Genomic DNA, 23,964 nt, shown 5'->3' with positions numbered 1-23,964 from the left:
ACAGGCGAATGTGCCTTTTGCTCGGAGTTCTTCCGGCGAAAGGTACATTCGCCTTCATGGTTTCCAGGAACCTTGCACACCTGGGAATCGTGGACTGAGGGGCCTCGGGCGCCTCGTACGGAAGGAATTTGTCTGTGGTTGGTGGACGTCGTTACCTGGCGTTGGTAGTGGCTGTGACGGCATTGTCGTTGGCTGCTTGTACGGCAGATCCGCCTCCGCCGGTCGAGAGCACCGAGACGGTCAAGCCGACGCCCGCACCGGCGACGCCGGCGATGAAGGTGGTGTCGGTCGGCATCGACGAGGTTGGCGACGGATTCAATCCGCACCTCCTCGCGGACCTGTCACCGGTTAACTCGGCTGTGGGTAACCTGGTGCTGCCCAGCGTTTTTCGTCCGATCAGTTCGGCCGTCCATCCGGGAGTGACCGAGTGGATGCTCGACGACTCGTTCGCGCTGTCGGCGGAGGTGGTCTCCGAGGCGCCGTTCACGATTCGCTACCAACTCCGAAACGAGGCACAGTGGTCGGACGGTGCGCCAATCGCGGCCGAGGATTTCCGCTACCTGTGGCAGCAGATGATTTCGGTTCCCGGCGTCGTCAATCCTGCCGGGTATCAACTGATTCAAGACGTGACATCTTCCGGCGGCGGAAAGACCGTCAACGTCGTGATGCGTGCGGCTTATCCGGCGTGGCGTGAACTGTTCACCGATCTACTTCCGTCCCATCTGATCAAAGACACCCTCGGCGGTTTCAGTACCGGCCTCAGTGAGGGAATCCCGGTGTCGGGGGCTCATTTCCACGTCCGTTCGGTCGACCGTGGCCGCGACGAGATCGTCCTCGAGCGCAATGACCGGTTCTGGGGAAAACCCTCGGATCCGGACCAGATCGTGATGCGCCGCGCCGGTACCGCGGCACAAGTGGCCGACGCGATGCGTACCGATGACTCGCAGGTCGCGCAGATCCATGCCGGTAGCGCTACCGAGATCCAACTGTCCGCAGTTCCGGGAGTACAGACCGCCTTCACGTACGTGCCGCGCACTCTCGATGTGACCGTGAACGGGCGCAGTGCCACGTTTGCCGACGTTCGTGTCCGGAAATCCGTACTGGGACTTCTGGATTCAGATCTCCTGGCCGTGGTGGCTGCGGGCAGTGAGTCTGCTTCGGCGCCTGCCAAGGCTCAAATTCTCTCGCCGTCCGACCCGGGGTACGCACCCACTGCGCCGCCCAAACAGAGTCGCGAGCAGTCGGTCGAACAACTTGTCGCGGCGGGATACGTCGTGGAGCCGCCGAGCGGCCCCGTGCCGGTCGGAGGAACCGTCGGACGCATCGTCCGCGACGGCAAGCCGCTTACTTTGGTTGTCGGGGCTCCGGAAAACGACGATATCGCGATCGCGGTAGCGAACACCGCTGCCGACGAGCTACGGGAGGCCGGAATTGCGGTAACTGTGAAATCTGTTCCAGCAGAAGAGTTGTACGGCAAGGAGCTGACGACGGGACGCGTCGATATGGTGGTGGGCTGGGTTCGCGCCGGCGCAGACCCGGCGACGTCCTTGGCCTCTCGATTCAGTTGCCCGCTGGTTCCGATCGCGGTGGCATCGGCAACTCCGGCGCCCACCCCGGTGGCACCGACGCCGACCACTGCACGTGAGTTCAATTCCGAAGCGCCGAGCAATATCTCGGGCCTGTGCGATCCGTCGTTGCAGCCACGGATCGACGAAGCACTGAGCGGTATCGGAGACTTCGGTGCCTTGATCGCGGACGCAGAACCGAAACTGTGGGATCTGGCGGCGGTATTGCCGATCGTGCAGGACCGCACGCTGGTTGCCGCAGGAACCGGGGTGGAAGGCGTCACCCTGGTCGGTCCGGTGCAGGTCGGAATTTTCGGTAATGCCACCAACTGGGTGAGGGTGAAGAAGTGACCGCCACGACCAAGCGACTCCTCCTGGTGCACGCACACCCCGACGACGAGACGATTACCACCGGCGGAACCATCGCCCGGTACGTCGACGAAGGCGTCGAGGTTACTGTCCTTACCTGCACGCTGGGTGAAGAGGGTGAGGTGATCGGTGATCGTTGGGCCGGTCTCGTTGCCGGTGAGTCGGATCAGCTCGGTGGATACCGGATCGCGGAATTGACGTCTGCGCTCTCTGCGCTCGGCGTAGATGCTCCTCGATTCTTGTTGGGAGCCGGTCATTTTCGTGATTCCGGAATGATCGACACCCCGTCGGCCTCCAATCCCCGGGCATTTGTCAACGCTGATACCGAAGATGCTGTTCGCGGTGTGGTTGAGGTGATCCGTGAACTGCGTCCGCACGTCGTGATCACGTACGACACCAACGGTGGGTACGGGCATCCCGACCACATTGCGGCCAACGCGATCACCACCGCTGCGGTCGACGCTGCCGGCACAACCGTTTATCCGGAAGCCGGGCCGCCGTGGACGCCGCAGAAGTTGTATTGGACGGTGACCGAACGCAGTTCGCTGGAACGAGGGATCGCGTCAATCTGCGAGTTCCCTGAGCAGTGGCGATTGCCGGAACCGGGTGAACTGCCGAGCGTCGACGATGCCGAGGTCACCACCGCGATCGATATCGGTGAGGTACTCGAGTCCAAGGCCGAAGCTCTCTCCGAGCACGCGACCCAGGTGACAGTGGCTCCGAGTGGCACCGAATTTGCGCTCTCCAACAACGTGGTGCAACCGATCCTGGCGGTGGAGCACTTTGTTCTCGTCCGGGGTGCGCTCGGTGAGGTCGGCGGCGACGGTCGCGAGAGCGATCTGTTCAGCGGTACACACGACTGACCTGGTAGTTACGGGTCAGGCATTGCGGCTCACACCGGAATGCGGTGTGATGCATGTCACCGAACGGGTGGTCCTTCGGGTGGCAGCAGGGATGGTGGCGCACACATGTTCAACTGGGACGTACAGAATCAGATCGTCGCGTTCGTCGATTCTCTGCGACCGATGGCGGGTTTTTACCACGATCAGTACTACGGATCGTTGTACGCGTTCGCGGATCAGCAAAGTCACCTTCTGACGTTGCTCGGGTTCCCGCCGGTTCCGTGATCGTGCATCCGTGCCGGGAAGGGACCCGCGCTCACCGGTGTTCCTCGGATAGACCAAAATTGAGTCCATGACCACGGCCCCTCCGACCTCGAACGCAAACATCGTGAAGTCAGAAGGAATGTCGTTTCTCGATCCAGTCATCCTCGGTGTTCTGATTTTCGACGGATTTCTGTGCGCGGTGCTGGCGGTGATCTTTCTTCCGAGCTACCTCGGCACCACACCTTTCCCGGTCAGCATTCTGGTTGCCGCTGTCGTCAACCTCATTTTGGTCATCGCCGCGCGGACGGTGACGACGGCCGGCAAAGCGGCACTGCCGCTCGCTGGTTGGATCGCCGGATTCCTGTTGTGCATGGTCGGCGGGCCGGGCGGCGACGTTCTGGTGCTGTCGTCGCCGTTGACTCTCCTCCTACTTGTCGGTGCACTGGCGCCGGCAGTTGTGTATTTGTTCAAGGTCGCGAGCAACGCACTCACGTCGCCCAAGGATTTCGGCCGCGCATAGGGGACACTGACATCTGTGGCTGAACTAGACCTTGCGGGTACAACTATCGCTTTGACGGCGGAGCGGCGGACCGAAGAATTTGCGGCCCTCCTCGAGCGGCGGGGCGCCGAGACCGTCCGTACGCCGGTAATCCACGTACTGCCCTTGATCGACGACGCCGATCTGCGCGTGCAGACGGCGGCGTTGATCGCTGATCCGCCGGAACTGGTGGTCATCAGTACGGGCATCGGGTTTCGGGGTTGGCTCGAGGCCGTGGCGTCGTGGGATCTGACCGAGCAGTTTCTGGGCGCACTGAACCGGACCCGCATCATTGCCCGCGGACCCAAAGCGGTGGGCGCGATCCGTGGAGCAGGTTTGCGTGAGGCGTGGTCGCCGGCGGGGGAATCCTCCGAGGAAGTCCTCGACCACCTTCGCAGTGAGGGCGTCGAGGGAGTGCGCGTGGCAGTTCAACTGCACGGCATCATCACCGAGTGGGAACCGCTGACCGACCTGAGTGCGTCGTTGGCAGACCTCGGAGCCGTCGTGACCGCGATATCGGTCTACCGGTGGATCCGGCCGCCCGATCAGGGGCCGGTGCGGGCACTGGTGTCAGCGGTGCGGTCCGGCAATATCGATGCACTCACCTTCACCAGTGCCCCGGCAGTCTCTTCGATGCTCAGTACGGCCAAGGAGATGGGCGAACTCGAACGATTTGTTGCTGCGATGCGAGGGTCGGTGCCCACTTATTGCGTCGGCCCTGTGACAGCGGCACCGTTGGAACTGCTCGGAGTGCCCACGATTCAGCCGGAACGATCGAGGCTCGGATCATTGGCGCGGCTGATTATCGACGATCTGCCCAGACGTCGCCGGCTCCAGGCGTGACAGCTTCGATCAGACTCCAGGAATCCTGAGCAGGCAGGTCGATCACGGCGTAGCCGCCGGTGCCGGCCGGTGTCGCGGCGATAACGGTGGCAACTCCGGCGCGCCGCTGGAAGAACGTTTCACGAACCGTCCAGCCGATCACGCCGTCCGCTTCCAGGCTGTGCCGTTTGCGGTCGAGCGAGCCACTGCGGGTGATCAGCCATCCTGGTAGCACTGCGTGACCGAGGCCCTTGGCTCGGTCGTAAGCGAGGGCTGTACCGCCCACTGCCAGCACTGCAACGCCGACCCACGCGTACACCGGAATCTGAACTCCGAATGCGAGGCTGACGAGCAGCGCCACAAGCGCGGTCCCCGCGGCGAACAGACCGCGGGTGTAACGGCGCCGACGCGCGGCGCTGCCGTGGCCGCCGAGGGGGATCGATGCCTGCCGGGTATCGCCGATGACGGTGGCCATCACCCGTTCCGCTTCGGCCCGCGGCCCCTGCGGCAACAGAAGTGAGGATTCCTTCTTTTCTGCACTCACACCGGTCATGATGGCGTCGAGGCGAGCACCGCCGGCGAGACGAAGCAGGAGTGGTTCTTTCAGCGTCGTACCGCGTAGGCGCGCTCGATCCAAGGTGGTTTGGCGGGTCTTGAGCAGTCCGTGGCTGACATGGAGGATGCGGCCATTGTCGGTCAGGGTCATGTTGCCGAATGCGATCAGATACTGAACGCACGCGAAGATGCTGGAAAGGACGAGTAGCGCGACGAGGGCAACGACGACCAAAACGGTGACGCCGAGGCTTTCGAGCGAGTCGACGCTAGTGGAGACGGCCGACGATCTCGCGATTGCGCTTCCGACTCCGTATTGGAAGGCGATGCCGACTATCGCAGCGATGATGAAGATTCCGGTAAACGAAAAGGGTGCGTACCGTACCCAACTCGGCTGCCAGTGCCCGATCTCGGTTTCCGAAGGTTCTTGCGGCAGCGGTGTTTCGGAAGTGGACTGTCCCGGTTTTTCAGGCTTGCTTCGAGCTCCTGCGAGGAGCGCGGCGCGAAGGTCGGGGACCAGCGCGCTCGAGAGTGCGTTGAGCTCGAACTTGTTGGACTCGTGCCCTTTACCGGCACGCTGGCCGGTGCCGATCCGGACGATGGAAAGCCCGAGCAGTCGGTGCATGACACCGGCTTCGACGTCGACGGATCGAATTCGACTCCGCGGCACCGAGAGCAGTTTCTTCTGGAAAACGCCGGTACGAAGCTGAACATGTACCGGGCCGATGCGGTAGGTGGTGGTGAACCATCGCAGCAGACCGAAGATCACCAGCAGTGTGACGACGGCGACGCCCCACAGATGATTTCCGCTCTGGCTGCCGAGAATGAACGAGACCACGAGGACGGGAAGCAGTTTGACGACTTCGTTGACCGGGTGGACCAGCAGCATTCGTCGGTCGAGGCGAAGCCACGGCTGTTCTTGCTCCGCGGCTTCGGCGGCCGCAGATTCGGATTCGGCGGGAATGTCGACCATGGGTTCGATTTCCTGGTATTCGGTCATGTTGCGTCACCGACGTTGCTGCCGGCGATCTCGGTCAGCTGGGCCACGGTGCGGTCTGCGACCTCCTGATCGAGAGCCGAGATCTTCACGGCTCCGGCGGACGACGCAGTCGTCACAGTCACGGTGGCGAGTCCCAGCATTCGGTCGATGGGGCCGCGCTCGGTGTCGACGGTTTGGATCCTCGAGATGGGGGCGATGCGTCGTTCGTGGGTGAACCAGCCGGTCCGGGTGTACACGGCGGTGTCGCTGATTTCCCAGCGGTGCACGCGATATCTCCAGGTCGGAACCATCAGGATGTGCACGGCGGCGCCCAGAACTGTGACCGCAGCGATTGCTCCTACCAGCCAGGTCGGCAATCCGGGGATCAAGATCGCGGCGACGATCTCGGCCACGATGATCGGCGCCCAGGTGAGGGCGGCGGTGATTGCCCACAGTTTGGGGGCGTTGGTGCTCGGGCGCCATAACGGGTCGGCCATGGTCACAGTGGTTGGCGCGGTCATAGTGCCTACTTTGGTCGAGTTGGGGCGATCTGTCGACAACCGCCCTATGGTGGAGTGTGGCGACCGATGAAGGGAGCACGTGATGACTGAACAAGATTCGGCATTCGATTCGGAGGCACCGGAGCCGGATGCTCTGGAACAGGCAGCACTGGTAGATCCCAACACACCGGGCGAACCTGATTTCACTGATATTCCGCCTGATGCACCGGCAGCCGACGTTGTCGATCAGCGCCGCGAAGTTGCGCTCGACGAGGAGTATCCGCCCACCTGACGGGCGCTGGTGTTCTGGGAGTTCTGGCACCGAGTGGCAGTAGGCGTCCGGCATGGCGCATGATCGCTAAGTGAACCGAACTGGTGATGACTCCGGCAAACCCACCATGCTTCCGATGCCCGGCATATCCGCGTCGGCCGGCTCGAGCGCATCGGCGAGCTCGGCGGGCCCGTCTGCTTCCGCGATGCGTCGTGTGCTGCGTCGCGCGCGAGACGGCGCGACTCTGAATGTCGACGAGGCGTCGACGCTGTTGCAGGCACGTGGCGCCGATCTGGCGGACCTGTGCGCGTCAGCGGCAAAGGTTCGTGACGCCGGACTGTTGGCTGCGGGACGCCCGAACACCGTGACGTACTCGCGCAAGGTTTTCATTCCGCTGACCCGACTGTGTCAGGACAAGTGCCACTACTGCACCTTCGTGACGGTGCCGGGCAAGCTGCGCGCCGAGGGACACGGAATGTACCTCGAACCTGACGAGGTGCTTGAAATTGCCCGGGCCGGCGCCGAATTGGGCTGCAAGGAGGCGCTGTTCACCTTGGGTGACCGCCCGGAGGCGCGCTGGCCCGAGGCCAAGCAGTGGCTCGACGAGCGCGGTTACGACTCCACCCTCGACTACCTGCGGGCAATGTCGATCCGAGTGCTCGAAGAAACGGGACTGCTCCCGCATCTGAACCCCGGTGTGATGAGTTGGCAGGAACTTTCGCGTCTCAAGCCGGTAGCGCCGTCGATGGGCATGATGCTCGAGACCACTGCTACCAGGCTGTTCACCGACAAGGGTGAATGCCACTACGGCAGCCCCGACAAAGATCCGGCCGTTCGGTTGCGAACCCTGACCGATGCGGGCCGTTTGAACGTTCCGTTCACGACCGGCATTCTGGTGGGTATCGGGGAGAACTTCCTCGAACGGGCCGAGTCGATCATGGCGATTCGTAAGTCGCACAAGGCCTTCGGTCATATTCAGGAAGTCATCATCCAGAACTTCCTGGCCAAGCCCGACACCGCGATGCGCGATACTCCCGATGCGGGTCTCGACGAGTTCCTGGCTGCCATCGCCGTTGCTCGTTTGCTGCTGGGCCCGGCGATGCGGATCCAGAGCCCGCCCAATCTTGTCTCCAACAGCGAATGCCTGGCCCTCCTCGGCGCCGGCGTCGACGACTGGGGCGGGGTTTCGCCGTTGACTCCCGATCATGTCAACCCGGAGCGCCCGTGGCCGAACCTCGAGACCTTGGCCGCGATCAGTGCGGAGGCAGGCTTCGCGCTCACCGAGCGCACTGCCGCGCAGCCTGCCTATGTTCTGGCCGGAGCGCCCTGGATCGACCCGCGCATCGCCGGTCATGTTCAGGCACTTGCCGATCCGAAGACGGGCCTGGCCAAGCTCGACACCAAGCCCGTGGGTCTGCCGTGGCAGGAGCCGGACGAATCCTGGGAATCCAGCGGACGCGTCGACCTCAATACCGAGATCGACACGGACGGCCGCAACACCGAAACGCGCAGTGACCTGGGCAGTGCCTTCGGTGACTGGGAGACCGTACGCGAGCAGGTTCTCGAACTGAGCGCTCCCGTTCGCGTCGACACCGATCTTCTTGCTGCACTGCGCAGTGCCGAGCGTGATCCGGCCGGCTGCTCGGACGACGAGTACCGCGCTCTCGCCATTGCCGAAGATGCGGGCTTGGAAGCTGTTGTGGCCCTGGCAGATGCGCTCCGCAAGGAAGCCGTCGGCGAGGATGTCACCTACGTGGTGAACCGCAACATCAACTTCACCAACATCTGCTACACCGGTTGCCGGTTCTGCGCCTTCGCGCAGCGCAAGGGCGACGACGACGCCTTCACCCTCTCGGCTGAGCAAGTTGCCGATCGGGCGTGGGAAGCGCACGTCGCCGGGGCCACCGAGGTGTGCATGCAGGGCGGCATCGATCCAGAACTCCCCGTCACGGGCTACGCCGATCTGGTGCGCGCGGTCAAGAAGCGTGTGCCGTCCATGCACGTCCACGCGTTTTCGCCCATGGAAATTGTGAACGGTGCTTCGCGCAGTGGTGAGAGCATCCGCGATTGGCTCACGGCGTTGCGTGAAGCCGGACTCGATACGATTCCCGGCACGGCGGCCGAAATTCTCGACGACGAGGTGCGCTGGATCCTCACCAAGGGCAAGTTGCCGACGGCAGAGTGGATCGAAGTAGTCACCACGGCGCACGAAGTGGGCCTGCGATCGAGTTCGACCATGATGTACGGACACGTCGATCAGCCGCATCACTGGGTTGGTCACCTCAACGTGTTGCGCGGAATTCAGGACCGCACAGGCGGATTCACGGAGTTCGTTCTCCTGCCGTTTGTGCATCAGAGTGCTCCGCTGTACCTGGCCGGCGCGTCGCGGCCGGGCCCGACCATCCGAGACAACCGCGCCGCGCATGCTTTGGCACGCATCATGCTGCACGGCCGGATCCCGAACATCCAGACCAGCTGGGTCAAGCTGGGTACCACCGGAACGCAGATGATGCTCAACGGCGGCGCCAACGACCTTGGTGGAACGTTGATGGAAGAGACCATCTCGCGGATGGCCGGATCCCAGCACGGCAGCGAGAAGACCGTTGCCGAACTGCGCGCTATTGCCGAAGGCATCGGTCGACCCGCAGTCGAGCGCACAACTACGCATGCCCGACGCGAAGGAGTGATCGCCTGATGGCGGATGTCCTGGGTGACGGCAGGGTCGTCGACGTACTCGATCGAGCGGTCTGGGGCATCAACCCCGTCCTCGACCTTGCCTACAGCGATCCGCTCGGGATCAAGCGTCGTACGTTCGAACCCACAGATCCGGAGCGAGGTGCCGCCGAGGCTGTTCTCGACGCCGTCGCCTGGGTTCTGGACGTGATCAAATTCCCCGGCACCGCTGCCTGGTCGGTCATGTCCGACGATCAAAGATCCCAGTGGTGGACCACCAGACTCGGCGCACTCAACACGGTAGTTGTCGCATTTCCCGGGATCTTCGGAGTTTTGCTCAGCCGATTACCGATCCAGGATTTGCTCGCTTTTGCCAATCAAGCCGTCGTCCTCGTGGCCGTTGCGCGTGAGCACGGAGTGACCGAGCGCGACCAACAAGTTGATCTTCTCGCGTCAGTTCTGTGCCGCCGCGAGGTGGAATCACGATCGGTACTTTCCGGTGAAAATCTTGCCGAACAGCCCGTGACCAGCGTCGACGAGACCTGGCGACCGTTCGCACTGATCGGAACGCTCTGGCGAACTGCCAAGACTTTTCGGGCAATCAGCGACGAACTGCACAAGCGTCCCCAGCGAGCGAAGCCGTACGAGATGGCCGGAAAGATCCCCGTGATCGGCGTCGTAGCCGACTATCTCGGTGAGCGCGGTGCGCTGATCCGTGCTTCGGCTGCCGGTGAGAAGTGGATAGCGATTCGGACGAAGAACGCCACCACAGTAGGCTGAAATGTGTTAAGTCGCTTGCGCGGAGCAGGTGCACCTCTGGAAGGTAGGGAGAGAAGGCAGTGACCTACACGATTGCTGAACCGTGTGTAGATGTGTTGGACAAGGCTTGTATCGAGGAATGCCCTGTCGACTGCATCTACGAGGGTGGGCGCATGCTCTACATCCACCCCGACGAATGTGTCGACTGCGGCGCGTGTGAACCTGTCTGTCCCGTCGAAGCGATCTTCTACGAAGACGACGTTCCCGAGCAGTGGAGCCCATACATCAGCGCCAATGTCGATTTCTTCGACAACCTCGGCTCGCCTGGTGGAGCAGCCAAGCTCGGCAAGGTCGACTACGACACGCCGTTCATCAAGGCCCTGCCTCCCATGGGTGAGGAATAGAAATCTTGTCTCGTACTCCGGTTGCTGCCGGGCTTCCCGATTTTCCGTGGGATTCGCTGGCAGATGTCACGGCCAAGGCACACGCGCATCCCGACGGCATCGTGAATTTGTCGGTGGGTACACCGGTCGACCCGGTTGATCCGGTGATCCGGGAAGCTCTGGCATCCGTTGCAGAGGTCCCGGGTTACCCGACTACGCACGGAACTCTCGCTCTGCGTGAGGCTGTTGCCGAGTCACTCGATCGCCGCTACAACATTCCGGATATCGATCCGGCAGCCGTGCTGCCGGCCATCGGTACCAAGGAAATGATCGCGTGGCTGCCGACGCTCTTGGGCCTCGGTGCCGACGACCTCGTTGTCATTCCGGAGTTGGCGTACCCCACGTACGAGGTCGCTGCGAAGTTGGCCGGCGCACGGATCATTCGCGCCGACGGACTGAACAAACTCGGTCCCGAATCTGCATCGCTGATCTTCGTGAATTCGCCGTCCAACCCCACCGGCAAGGTGCTCGGCCTCGAACACCTGCAGAAGGTTGTGGCGTGGGCACGCGAGCGAGGCGCCATCGTCGTCTCCGACGAGTGCTACCTCGGCCTGACCTGGGAATCGGATGCACTGTCCATTCTCGATCCACGCGTCAACGACGGTGACCTGACCGGCCTTCTGGCCGTGCATTCACTGTCCAAGACCTCGAACCTGGCGAGCTACCGCGCAGGTTTTGTCACCGGAGATCCGGCTTTGGTCGCGGAACTTCTCGAAGTCCGCAAGCACGCCGGAATGATTCTGCCGCTGCCCATTCAGGCTGCGATGGAAGCTGCACTCGGCGACGATCTGCACGAGAACGTGCAACGTGAGCGTTACCGCGAACGTCGAAGCGTGTTGCTCGACGCCGTTCGCGGTGCCGGATTCACCGTCGATAATTCCGAGGCCGGCCTCTACCTGTGGGCTACTCGCGGTGAGGCCTGCCGAGACACGGTTGCGTGGTTCGCTGATCGCGGCATCCTGGTCGCTCCCGGTGAGTTCTACGGACCGAGCGGAAGCAAGCATGTACGAATCGCATTGACGGCTACCGATGAGCGGATTGCCGCTGCGGCAAAGCGACTCACGGCGTAGCCAATTCTCGAAAACGATTGTCCGGCACCTGAACTTTCAGGTGCCGGACAATTCTTTTTTGCCGTGGCACTGTGGACCGGAGTCAGTGGCCGGTAGATTCCTTTGCCGGCGAAGTGGGAACCGGAGCACCATATTCGCTGGCAGCCCATGAGGCGAGCAGTCGCAGCGCTTGTTCGGATCCGGAGCCCGGCTCTGCGGTGTAGATGGTCAGTGTCAGGCCGGGTTCGGCCGCCATCTCGAGCCCCTCGTACGCGAGGGTGAGTTCACCGACGACGGGGTGGTGGAATGTCTTGGAACCGGTGCCGTGGTGACGGACATTGTGTGCGCTCCACCGACGACGAAAGTCTTCGCAACGGGTGCTGAGCTCACCGATAAGGTCGTGAAGTTCCTTGTTGTGTGGGTCGCGGGCGGCTTCGGTGCGCAAGATGGCGACCGTCACCTCGGCAAAGAGTTCCCAGTCCGGGTAGAAGTCGCGTGCCCGCTCGTCGAGGAAGGTGAATCGAGCGATGTTCGGCGGCTGGCCCGGCATGTCGTAGACGTCCCCGTAGAACGCACGGGCCAGCATGTTGACAGCAAGGATGTCCATGCGTCCGTTGCGGACGAATGCGGGGCCGGCGGTGATCGCGTCGAGGGACCACTGCAAACTCTGGTGCGGGACCCACGTTTTCGAATTGCGGCGCCGCGGCGGCCTGGCCACGGGACTTGCTGCATGGGCAAGATCGAACAGATGCGCACGCTCGGCGTCGTCGAGGCGCAACGCCTTGGCGAGACTGTCGAGGACCTCGGGTGAGGCGCCGCTGATCGCGCCGCGTTCTATGCGTGTGTAGTACTCGATGCTCACGCCGGCCAGCGTCGCAACCTCGCTGCGGCGAAGCCCCTCGACCCGCCGATTGGTTCCCGCTGGGAGTCCGACCTGTTCCGGAGTGACCAGGGCACGACGCGAGGTCAGGAATTCTCGGACTTCCGCTCGATTGTCCATAGGTCGACGGTAGTCGAGGCCCCGGTGTCGAGGGAGTCCCTTGCAGTACCTCCACCAACCGGGACTCCCTCGCGTGCGCATTGAGTGGTGTGCTGGTGAAGAGGGAAATTGCCAAGGCTCCCGCCTGCGACCCGTCGACGAAGTAGAAACGAAACTACCTTGAAGTCAGAGACCAAACCGATCGAAACCATAAGCGTGCTAGCGCAATCCGCTTCCGTCGACCCGCACACGCCGATGCCGGCCAAGCTTGTGGACTCGTCGTATCCCAGCGGCCGCCTACCGTTGCAGGCGCTGCTCGTCATGGCGCTCATGGGGTTCATCCTCATCACCACCGAAACCATGCCCGCCGGGCTGTTGCCGCACATTGCGGGCGGCCTGAACGTCTCCGAAGGAGCCGCAGGACAGCTGGTCAGTGCCTACGCTCTGGGTACCGTGGTCCTCACCATCCCGGCGATAGCGTTCACCCGCGGCATGCGACGCAAACCGGTGTTCCTCGTCGGCATCCTGGGATTCCTGATCGCCAACACCATCACCGTGTTCTCCCCGGATATCGCGGCGACGTTGATCGCGAGGTTCGCAGCCGGCGCTTTCTCCGGTCTGGTGTGGGGAATGCTCGCAGGATACGCACGCCGCATCACCGCCCCCGAACTTGCCGGGCGAGCTCTCACCATTGCTTCGATCGGCACACCCCTCGGCTTGGCCATCGGAACGCCTTTCGGATCGTGGCTGGGTACGACATTCGACTGGCGCTGGTCTTTCGGAGTTCTCTCCGTATTGACGATTGTCACCGCCGTCCTCGCCCTGACGATCGTTCCCGATGCCCCGGGACAACGTGCAGAATCACGCGTCCCTCTCGGGCAGGTGTTTGCCATTCCCGGCGTCACCGTCATCCTCGTCGTCATTTTTGCGTGGATGCTGGCGCACAACACGGTCTACACCTACATCGCGTCCTATCTACGGACCGCGAATGTGTCGATCTCGGTAGACGTGGCTCTGATGGTGTTCGGGGTTTCAGCGCTGATCGGCATCGCGATCACCGGCGTCCTCATCGACCGCGTCCCTCGGCCACTGATTTTGGGTAGCCTCTCCCTCTTCCTCACTGCGGGTGCGGTTTTCGCTGTCGGAAGCCAGTCGCCCGCTGCGGTGCTCGTCGCCGTTGTTCTCTGGGGAGTCGCCTTCGGCGGCGCGGCGCCACAGCTGCAAACAGCCATCAGCGCAGCAAGCGGAGAAAACGCAGACATCGCCAACTCTCTGCTCGGGGTCGCGTTCAACGTCGCCATCTTCTCGGCCGGAGTCCTGGGAGCGGTACTCGTGAGCACCTTCGACGGAATGGCCTTGCCTTTCCTCATGATCGGGCTCGCCGCAATCGCCGTCTCCATCGTCTTCACTGCCCGCCGCGCAGCATTTCCCGCCCGATAGATCACCGTCACACCCATCCGACCAACCACACACCGGAGATAGATACATGCACACCGTCACCGCTTACGCCGCCCCGTCCGCAACCGAACCCCTTGTCCGAACACACATCGAACGCCGCGACGTCGGCCCGAGTGACGTGCTCATCGAAATCAAGTACGCCGGAATCTGCCACTCGGACATCCACACCGTCCGCGGCGACTGGGGTCCCCAGAACTACCCCCTCGCTCCCGGCCACGAAATCGCCGGCATCGTCACCGAAGTGGGTTCGGCCGTCACCAAGCATGCCGTCGGTGATCGAGTGGGTGTCGGCTGCATGGTCAACTCGTGCCGCGAATGCGTCCACTGCCGTGGCGGCGAAGAGCAGTACTGCCGCGAAGGCAATATCGGGACCTACGGCAGCGTGGACCGCGACGGCACCATCACCCAGGGCGGATACTCCACCCACGTCGTTGTGGACGAAAACTTCGTCCTCCGCGTTCCGGTGAGCATCGACTTCGCCGCGGCCGCCCCACTGCTGTGCGCCGGCATCACCACCTACTCACCACTCAAACACTGGGGCGCCGGCCCCGGCAAGAAAGTTGCGATCGTGGGGATGGGCGGACTCGGCCACATGGCCGTCCAGATCGCACACGCGCTCGGTGCCGACGTCACCGTCCTGTCCCAGACCCTGAGCAAGAAGGACGACGGTGTGCGTCTCGGCGCAGATCACTACTACGCCACCAGTGACCCGACAACGTTCACCGATCTCGCAGACACCTTCGATCTGATCGTGAACACCGTCAGCGCACACATCGATATCAGCGCCTACCTCCGGTTGCTCACTCTCGACGGCACTCTGGTGAACGTCGGCGCACCGTCGGAACCGCTTCCGGTGGACGTGTTTTCGCTGATCCTGGGGCGCCGCTCCTTCGCCGGGTCAGCGATCGGCGGTATTCGAGAGACCCAGGAAATGCTCGACTTCTGCGCCGAGCACGGCATCGCCCCCGAAACCGAACTCATCGCCGCCGATCAGATCAACGATGCCTACGAACGCGTCCTTACCTCCGATGTTCGGTACCGGTTCGTCATCGACACCGTGACCATCCGGTAGACCCCGTGCGAACTGCGATCGAGATAGAAGGAACCCATGCGACAGAAGTTTGTCATCGCCGGAACAGTGGCAATCGTGTTGGCCGTCACCGGATGCACGACATCGGTTGAACACTCCACCCCGAATTCGACGATTCCGGCTGCCGCATCGCTTTCTTCGTCCGCGAGCAGTTCTGCCGACCCGGCAATCGAGGTGGGCAGGGCCGAAGGGACCGTCGTGCGCTTCACCTCGGGTGATACTGCAATCGACGTCACGATCGAATCCGATAATCCCACTGCCCGTGACTTCCTCACGATACTTCCACTGACCTTGTCGGTCGAAGAATTCGCAGGCCGGGAGAAGGTCAGCCGTCTGCCCCGGAAACTGGAGACAGACCGCTCGTCTGAATCCGACCCCGAGAACGGAGATCTCATCTATTACGCACCGTGGGGGAGCCTCGGCTTCTACTATGACGCTGACGGCATCGGCTACTCGGATCAGACCATTCACCTGGGCACTTATGGCGCAGCCGCAGCGCAACTGAGCCGCCTCGAGAGTGGAGATGTCACCGCCGAGGTGATCCACCAAGCCCCGCTTTTCAATGGCCCTTGAACGCCTCCGCCAACCACCAGGATCCACCGTCGCTGCTGACCTTCGCATCAATGACGAGGGGTCGATCACGTGAGCCGTCTACCCAGTTGCGTACCGCATCAAGATCTTCCGAGGTGCGGACGGTGACACCTTCGGCGCCGTAACCGCGGGCGATTGCCGCGAGGTCGGTTTCCGGGAAGGTCACTATCGAACGGTCCATCTCGGGAGCCGTGAAGTGATGGACCTCGGCACCGTAGGCGCTGTCGTTGTAGATCACGATCACCAGGGGAAGTTTCAGGCGGACAACGGTTTCGAGTTCCGAAATGCCCATCAGGAAACCGCCGTCGCCGAGGGCTGCGACGGGTAGACGATCAGGTTGCGCCAACGCAGTCCCGATCGCGGAGGCCAGGCCGAGACCGATGGATTGGAAGGCCTGCGTGAAGCAGAACCCGAAGTGATCGGGCACCGTCAGATAAGCGCTCGGGTAGCCCATGAAGTTTCCGGAATCCACGGATACGGTGCGCTCGGCCGGGAGAATTGTGTCGAGCTGGATTGACAGTGCGCGGGGGTCGATCGTGGTCTCGGTGGAGAGGTCGTCAAAGGGTACGGTTCTCCACTTCGACTGCGATGCAATCGAATCACTCACACTCTCGGTGCGGTAGCCGATTCGGGTCGGGACTTTGTCCAGGGCCTCCAACACATCGGTAGCAGTGGCGGCACTGTCGCCGATGATGCCCAGATCGATCGGCCGGTGGGCGCCCAGCGCCGAGACATCCACATCGATTTGCACAACTACAGCGTCGGCGCCGATCAGGGTGCCCTGCCGCATAGTCCACATGTTCAAGGCACAACCCCACCCGACCACGAGGTCGGCGCCCGCGATCAACTTCGCACTGTGCGGCGAGGAGAACCCTCCGGAGATGCCGAGCGAGAACGGATCCGATTCGAACAATCCGTTGGCCACAGCAGAAGTTGCGACCAATGCCCCCGTACGACGGGCGAGTTCTGAAATCTCCGGCCCGGCGTCGCGGGCACCACGGCCGGCAACGAATACGGGGCGCTGCGCAGCGGCCAGCAGGGTGAGAAACTGCTCCAAGGTATCGGAATCGGGCCGAATATTTTGGGGTGCCGGTATTTTCGGCAAGGTTGCCGAGGCGGCAGCGCTCTGATCTTGAACATCGAGCGGAAGATTCAATACAACCGTGCGTCGTTCGGACACTGCAGTGCGATACGCGCGGACGGTATCGGCGACAGCGGACTCCGCGCTGTGCACTCGCTCGGCAACCGCGCCGACGCTACGCGCGAGGGCGTCCTGGTCGATCTTGAAATTGGATTGTACTGCGGCGCCGGCGGTATCGGCAGTCAGCACGATCAACGGTGTCCGACTCTTCGCAGCTTCGGTGATGCCGGTCAACGCATTGGTCAGACCGCAACCTTGATGCGTGGTGACTACGGCGACGGTTCCAGACATCCGCGAGTAGGCGTCGGCCATCGTGGCAGCCCCGCCTTCGTGGCGGGCTGCAGCAAATTGAACTCCGTGCCGCCGTAGCGCATTGGTGACGGTGAAGTTACCGCTGCCGACTACGCCGAATGCGTACCCGACACCGAGTTCTGCGAGGGTGCGTCCGACGACGTCGGCAACCGAGTTGTTCATGAGTGCTCCACGAAGGCGAATACGCGTGCCGGACTGCCGGTTCCGCCGACGATCGGCAGCGGTGAGACCACCAGCACGGCGCCGAGGGTCGGCAGTTTGTCGACGTTCTGCAACTGTGTGAGTCCGTATTTGTCGTTGCCGAGCAGGTAGTAATGCGCCGGGAACATCGGCTCGAAACCGCCGGCGCCACCCGCGTCGATTCCGACCGTCTCCACGCCGAAGCCGGTGATGGGACTCGATTCGGCCAGCAATTTGGCTGCAGCCGACGAAATTCCCGGGGTGTGCGGACCGTTGTCGTCGGCGTTGGCAAAGCTTTCCGGATTCCCGGCCCGCGAGCCCCACCCGGTGCGCAGAATCAGCCACGCGCCCTCGGGCAGCGGGCCGTTCTCCGCTTCCCACGCCTCGATGTGCTCGGGTTCGAGCAAGAAGTCCGGGTCTTGCTCCACCTGGGCGGTGACGTCGATGACGGCTACCGGGCCGATCAACCGATTGGGCGGAATCTGATCGACGCTGAGACCGTCGCGGCCGCTCACCCAATGCGTCGGCGCGTCCAGGTGGGTGCCGGTGTGCTCGCCGGTGTGCAGGTTATTCCAACTCCACATCGGGCCGTCGTCGTCGAAATTGCTCACAGGTTCGAGTGTTGCGGCGATCGTGTTCGCGAACGGCTCCGGCAATGACAGCACCGGGGTCGTGGAACTCAACGGGGCCGTGAGGTCGATGATCTCGATGGACTGGGTGCCGATTTTCGCGAGCAGTTCGTTGAGTGTCGTCATGTGCCATCCTTCGATTCGAGCGAAGCGGGTGTATCCGCACACTAGCGAGCGCTGCGTTCTCTCACGCGTCGGGTTAGCCTGAATGGAGGTCCTCACGGGTCAAGGAGTCAACATGGACGGCGTTACCGCAGTTCCGATTCCGGTCAATGAACCGGTTCATTCCTACGTGCCGGGCAGTCCGGAGCGTGCTCGGCTTCGATCGGCCTTGAGCAGTGTGTCCAGTGAACGCATCGAGATCCCGCACGTGATCGGCGGCTCCGAAGTGCGTGGAGCAGGCGTATCTGTGGATGTCGTCGAGCCTCACCGGCACGCGCATGTACTGGGCACGTTCCGCAACGGCACCGGTGAGGATGCTGCTGTTGCCATCGACGCGGCGACAGTCGCTGCACCGGGTTGGCGTGAACTTTCGTTTGACGACAGAGCTGCGGTGATTCTGCGGGCCGCAGACCTACTCTCGGGTCCGTGGCGTGAACGAATCGCGGCAGCAACCATGCTGGGCCAGTCGAAGTCGGTGCAACAGGCCGAGATTGACGCGCCCTGCGAGCTGGTGGACTTCTGGCGATTCAACGTGCACTTTGCTCGCCAGATCCTGGCTGAGCAGCCGCAGTCGTCGCCCGGAGTCTGGAACCGGATGGACTATCGGCCGTTGGAAGGGTTTGTGTACGCGATTACGCCGTTCAATTTCACCGCCATTGCGGGCAACCTCCCGACTGCTCCGGCGCTGATGGGAAACACTGTTCTGTGGAAGCCGTCGCCCACGCAGACGGTCGCGGCGTACTGGACGATGAAACTGCTCGAAGAAGCCGGACTGCCGCCCGGGGTGATCAATCTGGTGACCGGGGACGGGCCGGATATTTCTGCAGTGGCACTGCGGGATCGGCGTCTGGCCGGCATTCACTTCACCGGTTCCACCCGAACTTTCCAGTCCTTGTGGTCGCAGGTAGGTGCGAACATCGGGGATTACGCGGGCTATCCACGACTGGTGGGGGAGACCGGCGGAAAGGACTTTGTGGTTGCTCATCCGTCGGCGGATCCTGCGATTCTGAAAACGGCTCTGATCCGGGGAGCGTACGAATATCAAGGTCAGAAGTGTTCGGCCGCTTCCCGTGCCTACATTCCGCGAAGTCTGTGGGCGGTGATGCGTGAGGAATTCCTCGAAGAAGTGGACGGAATCACCTACGGCGACGTGACGGATCTCGAGAACTTCGGGGGCGCAGTCATTGATCGTCGGGCATTCGACAAGAGCGTGGCGGCAATCGGGCGGGCTCACGCAACGCCGGGCATCGACGTTGTTGTCGGCGGAAAATCCGACGACAGTGTCGGCTATTTTGTTCGCCCCACGGTATTGCTGGTGGACGATCCACGCGACGAGGCGATGACGACGGAGTACTTCGGGCCGATCCTCTCGATTCATGTCTACGACGACAACGCACCGGACGCATTTGCGCGGATCCTGTCGGAAGCAGATTCCGCGGCCCCGTATGCACTGACCGGATCGATATTTGCCACAGTTCGCGGTGCCGTAGCGCAGGCAACAGATGCTTTGCGATTTACGGCCGGAAATTTCTACGTCAACGACAAGCCCAGCGGGGCAGTGGTGGGGCAGCAACCGTTCGGTGGTGCCCGTGCGTCCGGCACCAACGACAAAGCGGGCTCCCCGCTCAACTTGATGCGGTGGGTGTCGGCTCGAACGGTGAAAGAAACGTTTGTTGCGCCCGTGGATTACCGGTATCCGCACATGGAGCCGGAACCGTGAAACTGCCTGTTGTACTGACCAATCCGCTGCGACCGGTAATCTTGGCGGCCGCACGATCCTCTCGGTTCGAACGCGCCATCACCTCGACGTCTGTGAGTCGGCAGTTGGTGAACCGGTTTGTTGCCGGCGGCGAGCGCAGCGACGTGATCGCCGTGGTCAGGCGATTGCTCGACGAGGGGCGGTACGTCTCGGTCGACTTTCTGGGGGAGCACGTCACCGATACCACTGCGGCGCAGGCAACCGTGGACGAATACCTGGCCCTGATCGAGGAATTGGGAAAACTCACCGACTCGACTACCGCGGTGCCGCCCGTGGAGGTGTCAATGAAACTCTCGGCCTTGGGCGCGGGGTTCTGCGCCGAGGATGCCGTCAAGAATGCTCGAATCCTCTGCGAGGCGGCACAGTCTTCCGGAGTCTGGGTCACCGTCGATGCCGAAGACCGCACAACAACCGATTCGACCCTCGCCGCTGTCCGCTTGTTACGCAACGATTTCCCGTGGCTGGGTACCGCGCTGCAGGCCTATCTGAAACGTACCGAGTCGGACTGTCATGAGTTGGCCGGTGCCCGGATCAGGTTATGCAAAGGCGCCTACAACGAACCGTCGTCAGTGGCGTACCGGCGTCGGGACGAGGTGACAGCGTCGTATCTGCGGTGTCTTGACATTCTGTGCGAGGGAACGGGATACCCGATGGTCGCGTCACACGATCCTGCCGTGATCGAGGCGGCGGCACGCCGGGTTCGGCGACAGTTCGAATACCAGATGTTGTACGGCATTCGAGAGGATGAACAGGCGCGGTTGGTGGCTGCCGGAAACCGCGTCCGGACGTACGTTCCCTACGGGAGCGCGTGGTACCCGTACTTCATGCGCCGGCTTGCGGAGCGCCCGGCGAATCTCCGATTCTTCCTGAGATCCCTTGTCTCTCGCAGTTGACGCCAGTGCGTTGTGAGATGCTGTCGGTATGCTGCTCCGATCACTGAATTCCCTTGCCATTGCCCGCGGCGACGATGTCGAGGACGCGATCAGGATCGGGGACACAACGCTCTCCCGAAGCCAGATTCTCGGTGCGGCCACCTCCGTTGCCGAGCGCGTCGCGCAAGCTCAGCGGGTTGCCGTGCTGGCGACACCGACGGCAAAAACGATCCTCGCGGTAGTCGGCGCTCTCATTGCGGGCGTCACCGTCGTTCCGGTTCCGCCGGACGCCGGGATTGCAGAACGCGAACACATCCTTAACGACTCCGGAGCCCAGGCCTGGCTGGGGGAGACCGACGAGTTGTGCGTTGGGCTACCCGTCGTTCCGGTTCGGTTGCATGCCCGTTCGTGGCACAGCTACCAGGAGCCTGCCCCGGAATCCACGGCATTTGTTCTCTACACGTCCGGCACGACCGGGCCGCCGAAGGGCGTACTGCTCAGCCGCCGCGCTATCGCGGCCGGCATCGATGCTCTGGCCGAGGCGTGGGAGTGGACGGGGAAGGACACCGTCGTACACGGACTTCCGCTCTTCCACGTACACGGTCTGATCCTGGGCGTGCTGGGGCCGCTTCGGGTGGGAAGCCGATTGGTCCACACCGTCAAGCCGACTCCGCAGGCCTATGCGCAAGCCGGTGGCTCCCTCTACTTCGGGGTGCCGACGGTCTGGTCTCGGGTCGTCGAGGACGAGGCGTCGGCGCGCGCATTGTCGTCGGCGCGGTTGCTGGTCTCCGGCAGCGCACCCTTGCCGGTTCCGGTGTTCGAGAAACTGCGCGATCTCACGGGCCTGACGCCAATCGAACGCTACGGAATGAGCGAGACGATGCTGACGCTCAGTACACGCGTCGACGGCGAGCGCCGGCCCGGTTGGGTGGGCGTACCCGTGCGCGGCGTGGAAACTCGGTTGCGCGACGAGGCGGGCAACGACGTGCCTCACGACGGCGAGAGCATCGGAGGCCTCCAGGTGCGTGGTCCGATGTTGTTCGACGGTTATCTGAACCGTCCCGACGTGACTGCAGAATCCTGGACGGACGACGGGTTCTTCAAGACCGGTGATGTTGCGGTGATCGACGAGGGCGGATTCCACCGAATTGTCGGCCGTGAATCCATCGATCTGATCAAGACCGGAGGCTTCCGCGTCGGCGCCGGTGAGATCGAGACCGCGCTTCTCGGTCATCCTTCGGTGTCTGAAGTTGCGGTTGTCGGTGTCCCCGATTCGGACCTCGGCCAGCGAATTGTGGCATTTGTCGTTCGGTGTCATTCCGAGCCTGAGGTGCCCGAGACGGAGCTGATCGATCTGGTTGGTGCGCAACTGTCGGCGCATAAGCGTCCACGCGAAATTCGGTTTGTCGAGGCGCTCCCGCGGAACGCGATGGGCAAGGTACAGAAGCGACTTTTGATGCCTGAATAATCTTGTTTGGTTGGTTTATCCGTGTTCTTCGCTACACTTCCCGCCGGTACGGATTTCTCCAGTCGCACCTGCGACTGGCTTCGGAGGGCAGATTTCATGGCGGGCGGACGGCACTCGAGCGCTGACAGCGGGCGTTCATTCGGGTTTTACGCGTTGAGCGGGTTGGTTCTGGTTGCAGTAGCTGCCACCGGAATTGTCGTTTTCAAGGCAGTCCAACCCGAGACCTGTCCGAGCGTCGACGAGTTCACTCTGGCAGCGGATCCGTCTATCGCACCCGCAGTATCCGAGGTGCTGGGCGACGTGACGCCGGAGGAGACGGGCTGCGCGCGGATCGTCGTCGAAGCAGCACTCCCGGGCGAAGTCGTGGGGCGTCTCGGTAAGGGGGTCGATGCACCCGATCTGTGGATTCCCGACTCTGCAGCGTGGGTCGGCAAAGCCGCGCTTACGGCGGCGGGGCCAGTTGCCACCGCCGGCGGGTCGATCGCGACCACTCCGGTCGTGCTGGCTTCGGGCGGCGGCGAGCAGTTCGCGAACTGGCTGTCGGTGTTGGAAGTGCCGGACCTTGCAATGGGCAATCCGCTGTCCACCGGTACGGCTTCGGCCCCGATCCTGGCCGCGCTCGCCGAGCACAGTGGTGGGGCGGAATCGGTCCGTGCGGCATTGGTACCGCACGCTCAGGCCGAGAGTGTGCGAACCGAGGATCAGCCGGTCGGAGCGAAGATGCTGACCGAGTTGGTCAGCACCGGCAAAATCGGAGTATCGACAGAGCAGCAGGTCGTGCAGTTCGGTAATCCGTCGATCAACGCGAGCGTGCCGACCACCGGCACCGTGATGATGGATTACCCGCTGGTCGTGAGTGCCTCGGACCCCGAGCGTCACTATCTGTCAGCCAAGAAAGCTGACGCCCTCGAAGCGATATTCAAAAGCGAAGCATCGCAGGAAATATTGAACCGCAACGGTTTCCGTGACTTCTCCGGAGCAACGCCGGTGAATGGCGGAATCGGAAACGTCACGGCGCTGCCGGCACCGGACCAGTCCGCGGCAGATCGGACGCTCGGTGCCTGGACACTGATGGCCAAGCCGATTCGCACTCTGGTCGCGATCGACGTGTCGTCTTCGATGGACTTCCCGGCAACGGGTGGAAAAAATCGGATGCAGCTCACGACAGCCGCAGCGCTGGCCGGTAATCAGGTTTTCCCGGACAGTGTGGCCGCTGGATTGTGGGCTTTTTCCCAGGGTATGAAGGGAACTCAGGACTACCAGGAATTGGTTCCGATTCGACGCTACGACACCATTGTCGACGGAGTGTCTCAGCGAACGCTGATGGCAGAGCAGGCAAATCGGTTGACCCAACTCAAGCGCGGCGCGACAGGCCTCTACGACACCACTTTGGCTGCATTTCGCAAGGTTCAGGAATCGTACGATCCGCGAGCAGTCAACAGTGTGATCGTGCTGACCGACGGCGCCAATGAGGATGCGGACAGCATTACCCGGGAGCAGCTGCTCGATGTTCTTGCACGCGAGCAGGATCCGGCCCGCCCGGTGATTATCGTGACCATCGGTATCACCGACGATGCCGATGCAGCTGCTCTGGCGGATATTTCGAGAGTTACCGGTGGCTCGACGTATATCGCGCGTGACCCGTCGGAGATTTCCGAAGTGTTCGTGAATGCGTTGGCCCACCGCGGCGCCTAGAG

General features: G+C 62.6%; 22 protein-coding genes. 17 read left to right on the top strand and 5 right to left on the bottom strand.

Features of this window, described 5'->3' with window-relative positions:
- Positions 1-134 precede the first annotated feature (134 nt).
- The 5 genes from BDB13_RS25690 (at position 135) to BDB13_RS25675 (ending at position 4,421) form a co-directional block, all read left to right on the top strand.
- The gene (locus BDB13_RS25690) at positions 135-1,916 is read left to right on the top strand and encodes an ABC transporter family substrate-binding protein (protein WP_094274283.1); all 1,782 of its coding nucleotides are present in this window, start codon (positions 135-137) and stop codon (positions 1,914-1,916) included.
- Entirely contained in the window at positions 1,913-2,797 is an 885-nt protein-coding gene (gene mshB, locus BDB13_RS25685; protein ID WP_094274282.1) for an N-acetyl-1-D-myo-inositol-2-amino-2-deoxy-alpha-D-glucopyranoside deacetylase, read from the top strand. Before BDB13_RS25690 ends, mshB begins: the two co-directional genes overlap by 4 nt.
- Positions 2,798-2,902: 105 nt before the next feature.
- Positions 2,903-3,061 carry a hypothetical protein gene (locus BDB13_RS32270; protein ID WP_169632341.1) on the top strand — a complete coding sequence of 53 codons (159 nt, stop codon included), beginning with the start codon at positions 2,903-2,905 and terminating at the stop codon, positions 3,059-3,061.
- A 67-nt stretch (positions 3,062-3,128) separates the two neighbouring features.
- The gene (locus BDB13_RS25680) at positions 3,129-3,560 is read left to right on the top strand and encodes a hypothetical protein (protein ID WP_441347215.1); all 432 of its coding nucleotides are present in this window, start codon (positions 3,129-3,131) and stop codon (positions 3,558-3,560) included.
- A gap of 15 nt (positions 3,561-3,575) precedes the next feature.
- Positions 3,576-4,421 carry a uroporphyrinogen-III synthase gene (locus BDB13_RS25675; protein WP_094274281.1) on the top strand — a complete coding sequence of 282 codons (846 nt, stop codon included), beginning with the start codon at positions 3,576-3,578 and terminating at the stop codon, positions 4,419-4,421.
- Here BDB13_RS25675 and BDB13_RS25670 read toward each other — a convergent pair.
- Both BDB13_RS25670 and BDB13_RS25665 read right to left on the bottom strand, forming a co-directional pair.
- Positions 4,381-5,952: a PH domain-containing protein gene (locus BDB13_RS25670; protein ID WP_441347214.1), complete on the bottom strand. Its 1,572-nt coding sequence runs from the start codon at positions 5,950-5,952 to the stop codon at positions 4,381-4,383. The two genes, BDB13_RS25675 and BDB13_RS25670, sit on opposite strands and share 41 nt — an antisense overlap.
- Positions 5,949-6,452, bottom strand: coding sequence for a PH domain-containing protein (locus BDB13_RS25665; RefSeq protein ID WP_094274280.1), 504 nt, complete (start codon positions 6,450-6,452; stop codon positions 5,949-5,951). Before BDB13_RS25665 ends, BDB13_RS25670 begins: the two co-directional genes overlap by 4 nt.
- A gap of 82 nt (positions 6,453-6,534) precedes the next feature.
- Between BDB13_RS25665 and BDB13_RS25660 the strand changes: the two genes are divergently transcribed.
- The 5 genes from BDB13_RS25660 to dapC all read left to right on the top strand — a co-directional run bounded on the left by BDB13_RS25660 (position 6,535) and on the right by dapC (position 11,647).
- Positions 6,535-6,723, top strand: a complete 189-nt coding sequence (locus BDB13_RS25660; protein WP_094274279.1) for a hypothetical protein — start codon at positions 6,535-6,537, stop codon at positions 6,721-6,723.
- A 106-nt stretch (positions 6,724-6,829) separates the two neighbouring features.
- A complete protein-coding gene (locus BDB13_RS25655; protein WP_094274278.1) occupies positions 6,830-9,397 on the top strand; it encodes a bifunctional FO biosynthesis protein CofGH in 2,568 nt (855 codons plus the stop codon).
- On the top strand, positions 9,397-10,155 hold the full coding sequence (locus BDB13_RS25650; RefSeq protein WP_094274277.1) for a hypothetical protein: 759 nt from the start codon (positions 9,397-9,399) through the stop codon (positions 10,153-10,155). Before BDB13_RS25655 ends, BDB13_RS25650 begins: the two co-directional genes overlap by 1 nt.
- Positions 10,156-10,214: 59 nt before the next feature.
- On the top strand, positions 10,215-10,538 hold the full coding sequence (gene fdxA, locus BDB13_RS25645) for a ferredoxin (protein WP_094274276.1): 324 nt from the start codon (positions 10,215-10,217) through the stop codon (positions 10,536-10,538).
- Between the two features lie 5 nt (positions 10,539-10,543).
- Positions 10,544-11,647, top strand: coding sequence for a succinyldiaminopimelate transaminase (gene dapC / locus BDB13_RS25640; RefSeq protein WP_094274275.1), 1,104 nt, complete (start codon positions 10,544-10,546; stop codon positions 11,645-11,647).
- A gap of 82 nt (positions 11,648-11,729) precedes the next feature.
- On the opposite strand, the gene BDB13_RS25635 is transcribed toward dapC, so the two are convergent.
- Complete coding sequence (locus BDB13_RS25635; protein WP_094274274.1) at positions 11,730-12,626, bottom strand: helix-turn-helix transcriptional regulator; 897 nt, start codon at positions 12,624-12,626, stop codon at positions 11,730-11,732.
- A 195-nt stretch (positions 12,627-12,821) separates the two neighbouring features.
- On the opposite strand from BDB13_RS25635, the gene BDB13_RS25630 reads away from it, so the two are divergent.
- From BDB13_RS25630 to BDB13_RS25620, 3 genes are read left to right on the top strand one after another with little or no spacing between them, the layout of a single operon-like run.
- Entirely contained in the window at positions 12,822-14,045 is a 1,224-nt protein-coding gene (locus BDB13_RS25630; RefSeq protein ID WP_217902152.1) for an MFS transporter, read from the top strand.
- 46 nt (positions 14,046-14,091) lie between these two features.
- Positions 14,092-15,135, top strand: coding sequence for an NAD(P)-dependent alcohol dehydrogenase (locus tag BDB13_RS25625; RefSeq protein WP_094274273.1), 1,044 nt, complete (start codon positions 14,092-14,094; stop codon positions 15,133-15,135).
- 36 nt (positions 15,136-15,171) lie between these two features.
- Positions 15,172-15,726, top strand: a complete 555-nt coding sequence (locus BDB13_RS25620) for a cyclophilin-like fold protein (protein WP_094274272.1) — start codon at positions 15,172-15,174, stop codon at positions 15,724-15,726.
- On the opposite strand, the gene BDB13_RS25615 is transcribed toward BDB13_RS25620, so the two are convergent.
- Together BDB13_RS25615 and BDB13_RS25610 are read right to left on the bottom strand one after the other, a co-directional pair.
- Positions 15,713-17,359 carry a thiamine pyrophosphate-binding protein gene (locus tag BDB13_RS25615; RefSeq protein WP_094274271.1) on the bottom strand — a complete coding sequence of 549 codons (1,647 nt, stop codon included), beginning with the start codon at positions 17,357-17,359 and terminating at the stop codon, positions 15,713-15,715. The genes BDB13_RS25620 and BDB13_RS25615 overlap by 14 nt on opposite strands.
- The gene (locus BDB13_RS25610; RefSeq protein WP_094274270.1) at positions 17,356-18,132 is read right to left on the bottom strand and encodes a cyclase family protein; all 777 of its coding nucleotides are present in this window, start codon (positions 18,130-18,132) and stop codon (positions 17,356-17,358) included. The genes BDB13_RS25615 and BDB13_RS25610 overlap by 4 nt, the downstream gene beginning before the upstream one ends.
- 112 nt (positions 18,133-18,244) lie before the next feature.
- Here BDB13_RS25610 and pruA point away from each other — a divergent pair, with 112 nt between their 5' ends.
- From pruA to BDB13_RS25590, 4 genes are all read left to right on the top strand, one after another.
- The gene (pruA, locus tag BDB13_RS25605; protein ID WP_094275198.1) at positions 18,245-19,888 is read left to right on the top strand and encodes an L-glutamate gamma-semialdehyde dehydrogenase; all 1,644 of its coding nucleotides are present in this window, start codon (positions 18,245-18,247) and stop codon (positions 19,886-19,888) included.
- Positions 19,885-20,820 (top strand): proline dehydrogenase family protein, encoded by a 936-nt coding sequence (locus BDB13_RS25600; protein WP_094274269.1) that lies wholly within the window; start codon positions 19,885-19,887, stop codon positions 20,818-20,820. The genes pruA and BDB13_RS25600 overlap by 4 nt, the downstream gene beginning before the upstream one ends.
- 28 nt (positions 20,821-20,848) lie before the next feature.
- Positions 20,849-22,267, top strand: a complete 1,419-nt coding sequence (locus BDB13_RS25595; RefSeq protein ID WP_094274268.1) for an acyl-CoA synthetase — start codon at positions 20,849-20,851, stop codon at positions 22,265-22,267.
- 96 nt (positions 22,268-22,363) lie between these two features.
- Positions 22,364-23,962 carry a substrate-binding domain-containing protein gene (locus BDB13_RS25590; protein WP_094274267.1) on the top strand — a complete coding sequence of 533 codons (1,599 nt, stop codon included), beginning with the start codon at positions 22,364-22,366 and terminating at the stop codon, positions 23,960-23,962.
- Positions 23,963-23,964 lie beyond the last annotated feature (2 nt).

The sequence above is a fragment of the Rhodococcus sp. OK302 genome, from assembly GCF_002245895.1.
Taxonomy (GTDB): Bacteria; Actinomycetota; Actinomycetes; order Mycobacteriales; family Mycobacteriaceae; genus Rhodococcus_F.
Note: the sequence above shows the minus strand (reverse complement) of the source record. Positions and strands in the feature narration are given on the sequence as shown.

Bases quoted from the DNA above. Each gene is read 5' to 3' on its own strand.
- BDB13_RS25660 (WP_094274279.1), top strand. From the start codon at position 6,535: ATGACTGAACAAGATTCGGCATTCGATTCGGAGGCACCGGAGCCGGAT.
- BDB13_RS25625 (WP_094274273.1), top strand. From the start codon at position 14,092: ATGCACACCGTCACCGCTTACGCCGCCCCGTCCGCAACCGAACCCCTT.
- BDB13_RS25620 (WP_094274272.1), top strand. From the start codon at position 15,172: ATGCGACAGAAGTTTGTCATCGCCGGAACAGTGGCAATCGTGTTGGCC.
- BDB13_RS25680 (WP_441347215.1), top strand. From the start codon at position 3,129: ATGACCACGGCCCCTCCGACCTCGAACGCAAACATCGTGAAGTCAGAA.
- BDB13_RS25615 (WP_094274271.1), bottom strand. From the start codon at position 17,359: ATGAACAACTCGGTTGCCGACGTCGTCGGACGCACCCTCGCAGAACTC.
- BDB13_RS25650 (WP_094274277.1), top strand. From the start codon at position 9,397: ATGGCGGATGTCCTGGGTGACGGCAGGGTCGTCGACGTACTCGATCGA.
- BDB13_RS25590 (WP_094274267.1), top strand. From the start codon at position 22,364: ATGGCGGGCGGACGGCACTCGAGCGCTGACAGCGGGCGTTCATTCGGG.
- pruA (WP_094275198.1), top strand. From the start codon at position 18,245: ATGGACGGCGTTACCGCAGTTCCGATTCCGGTCAATGAACCGGTTCAT.
- BDB13_RS25635 (WP_094274274.1), bottom strand. From the start codon at position 12,626: ATGGACAATCGAGCGGAAGTCCGAGAATTCCTGACCTCGCGTCGTGCC.
- BDB13_RS25670 (WP_441347214.1), bottom strand. From the start codon at position 5,952: ATGACCGAATACCAGGAAATCGAACCCATGGTCGACATTCCCGCCGAA.
- BDB13_RS25610 (WP_094274270.1), bottom strand. From the start codon at position 18,132: ATGACGACACTCAACGAACTGCTCGCGAAAATCGGCACCCAGTCCATC.
- BDB13_RS25665 (WP_094274280.1), bottom strand. From the start codon at position 6,452: ATGACCGCGCCAACCACTGTGACCATGGCCGACCCGTTATGGCGCCCG.
- BDB13_RS32270 (WP_169632341.1), top strand. From the start codon at position 2,903: ATGTTCAACTGGGACGTACAGAATCAGATCGTCGCGTTCGTCGATTCT.
- BDB13_RS25655 (WP_094274278.1), top strand. From the start codon at position 6,830: ATGCTTCCGATGCCCGGCATATCCGCGTCGGCCGGCTCGAGCGCATCG.
- BDB13_RS25595 (WP_094274268.1), top strand. From the start codon at position 20,849: ATGCTGCTCCGATCACTGAATTCCCTTGCCATTGCCCGCGGCGACGAT.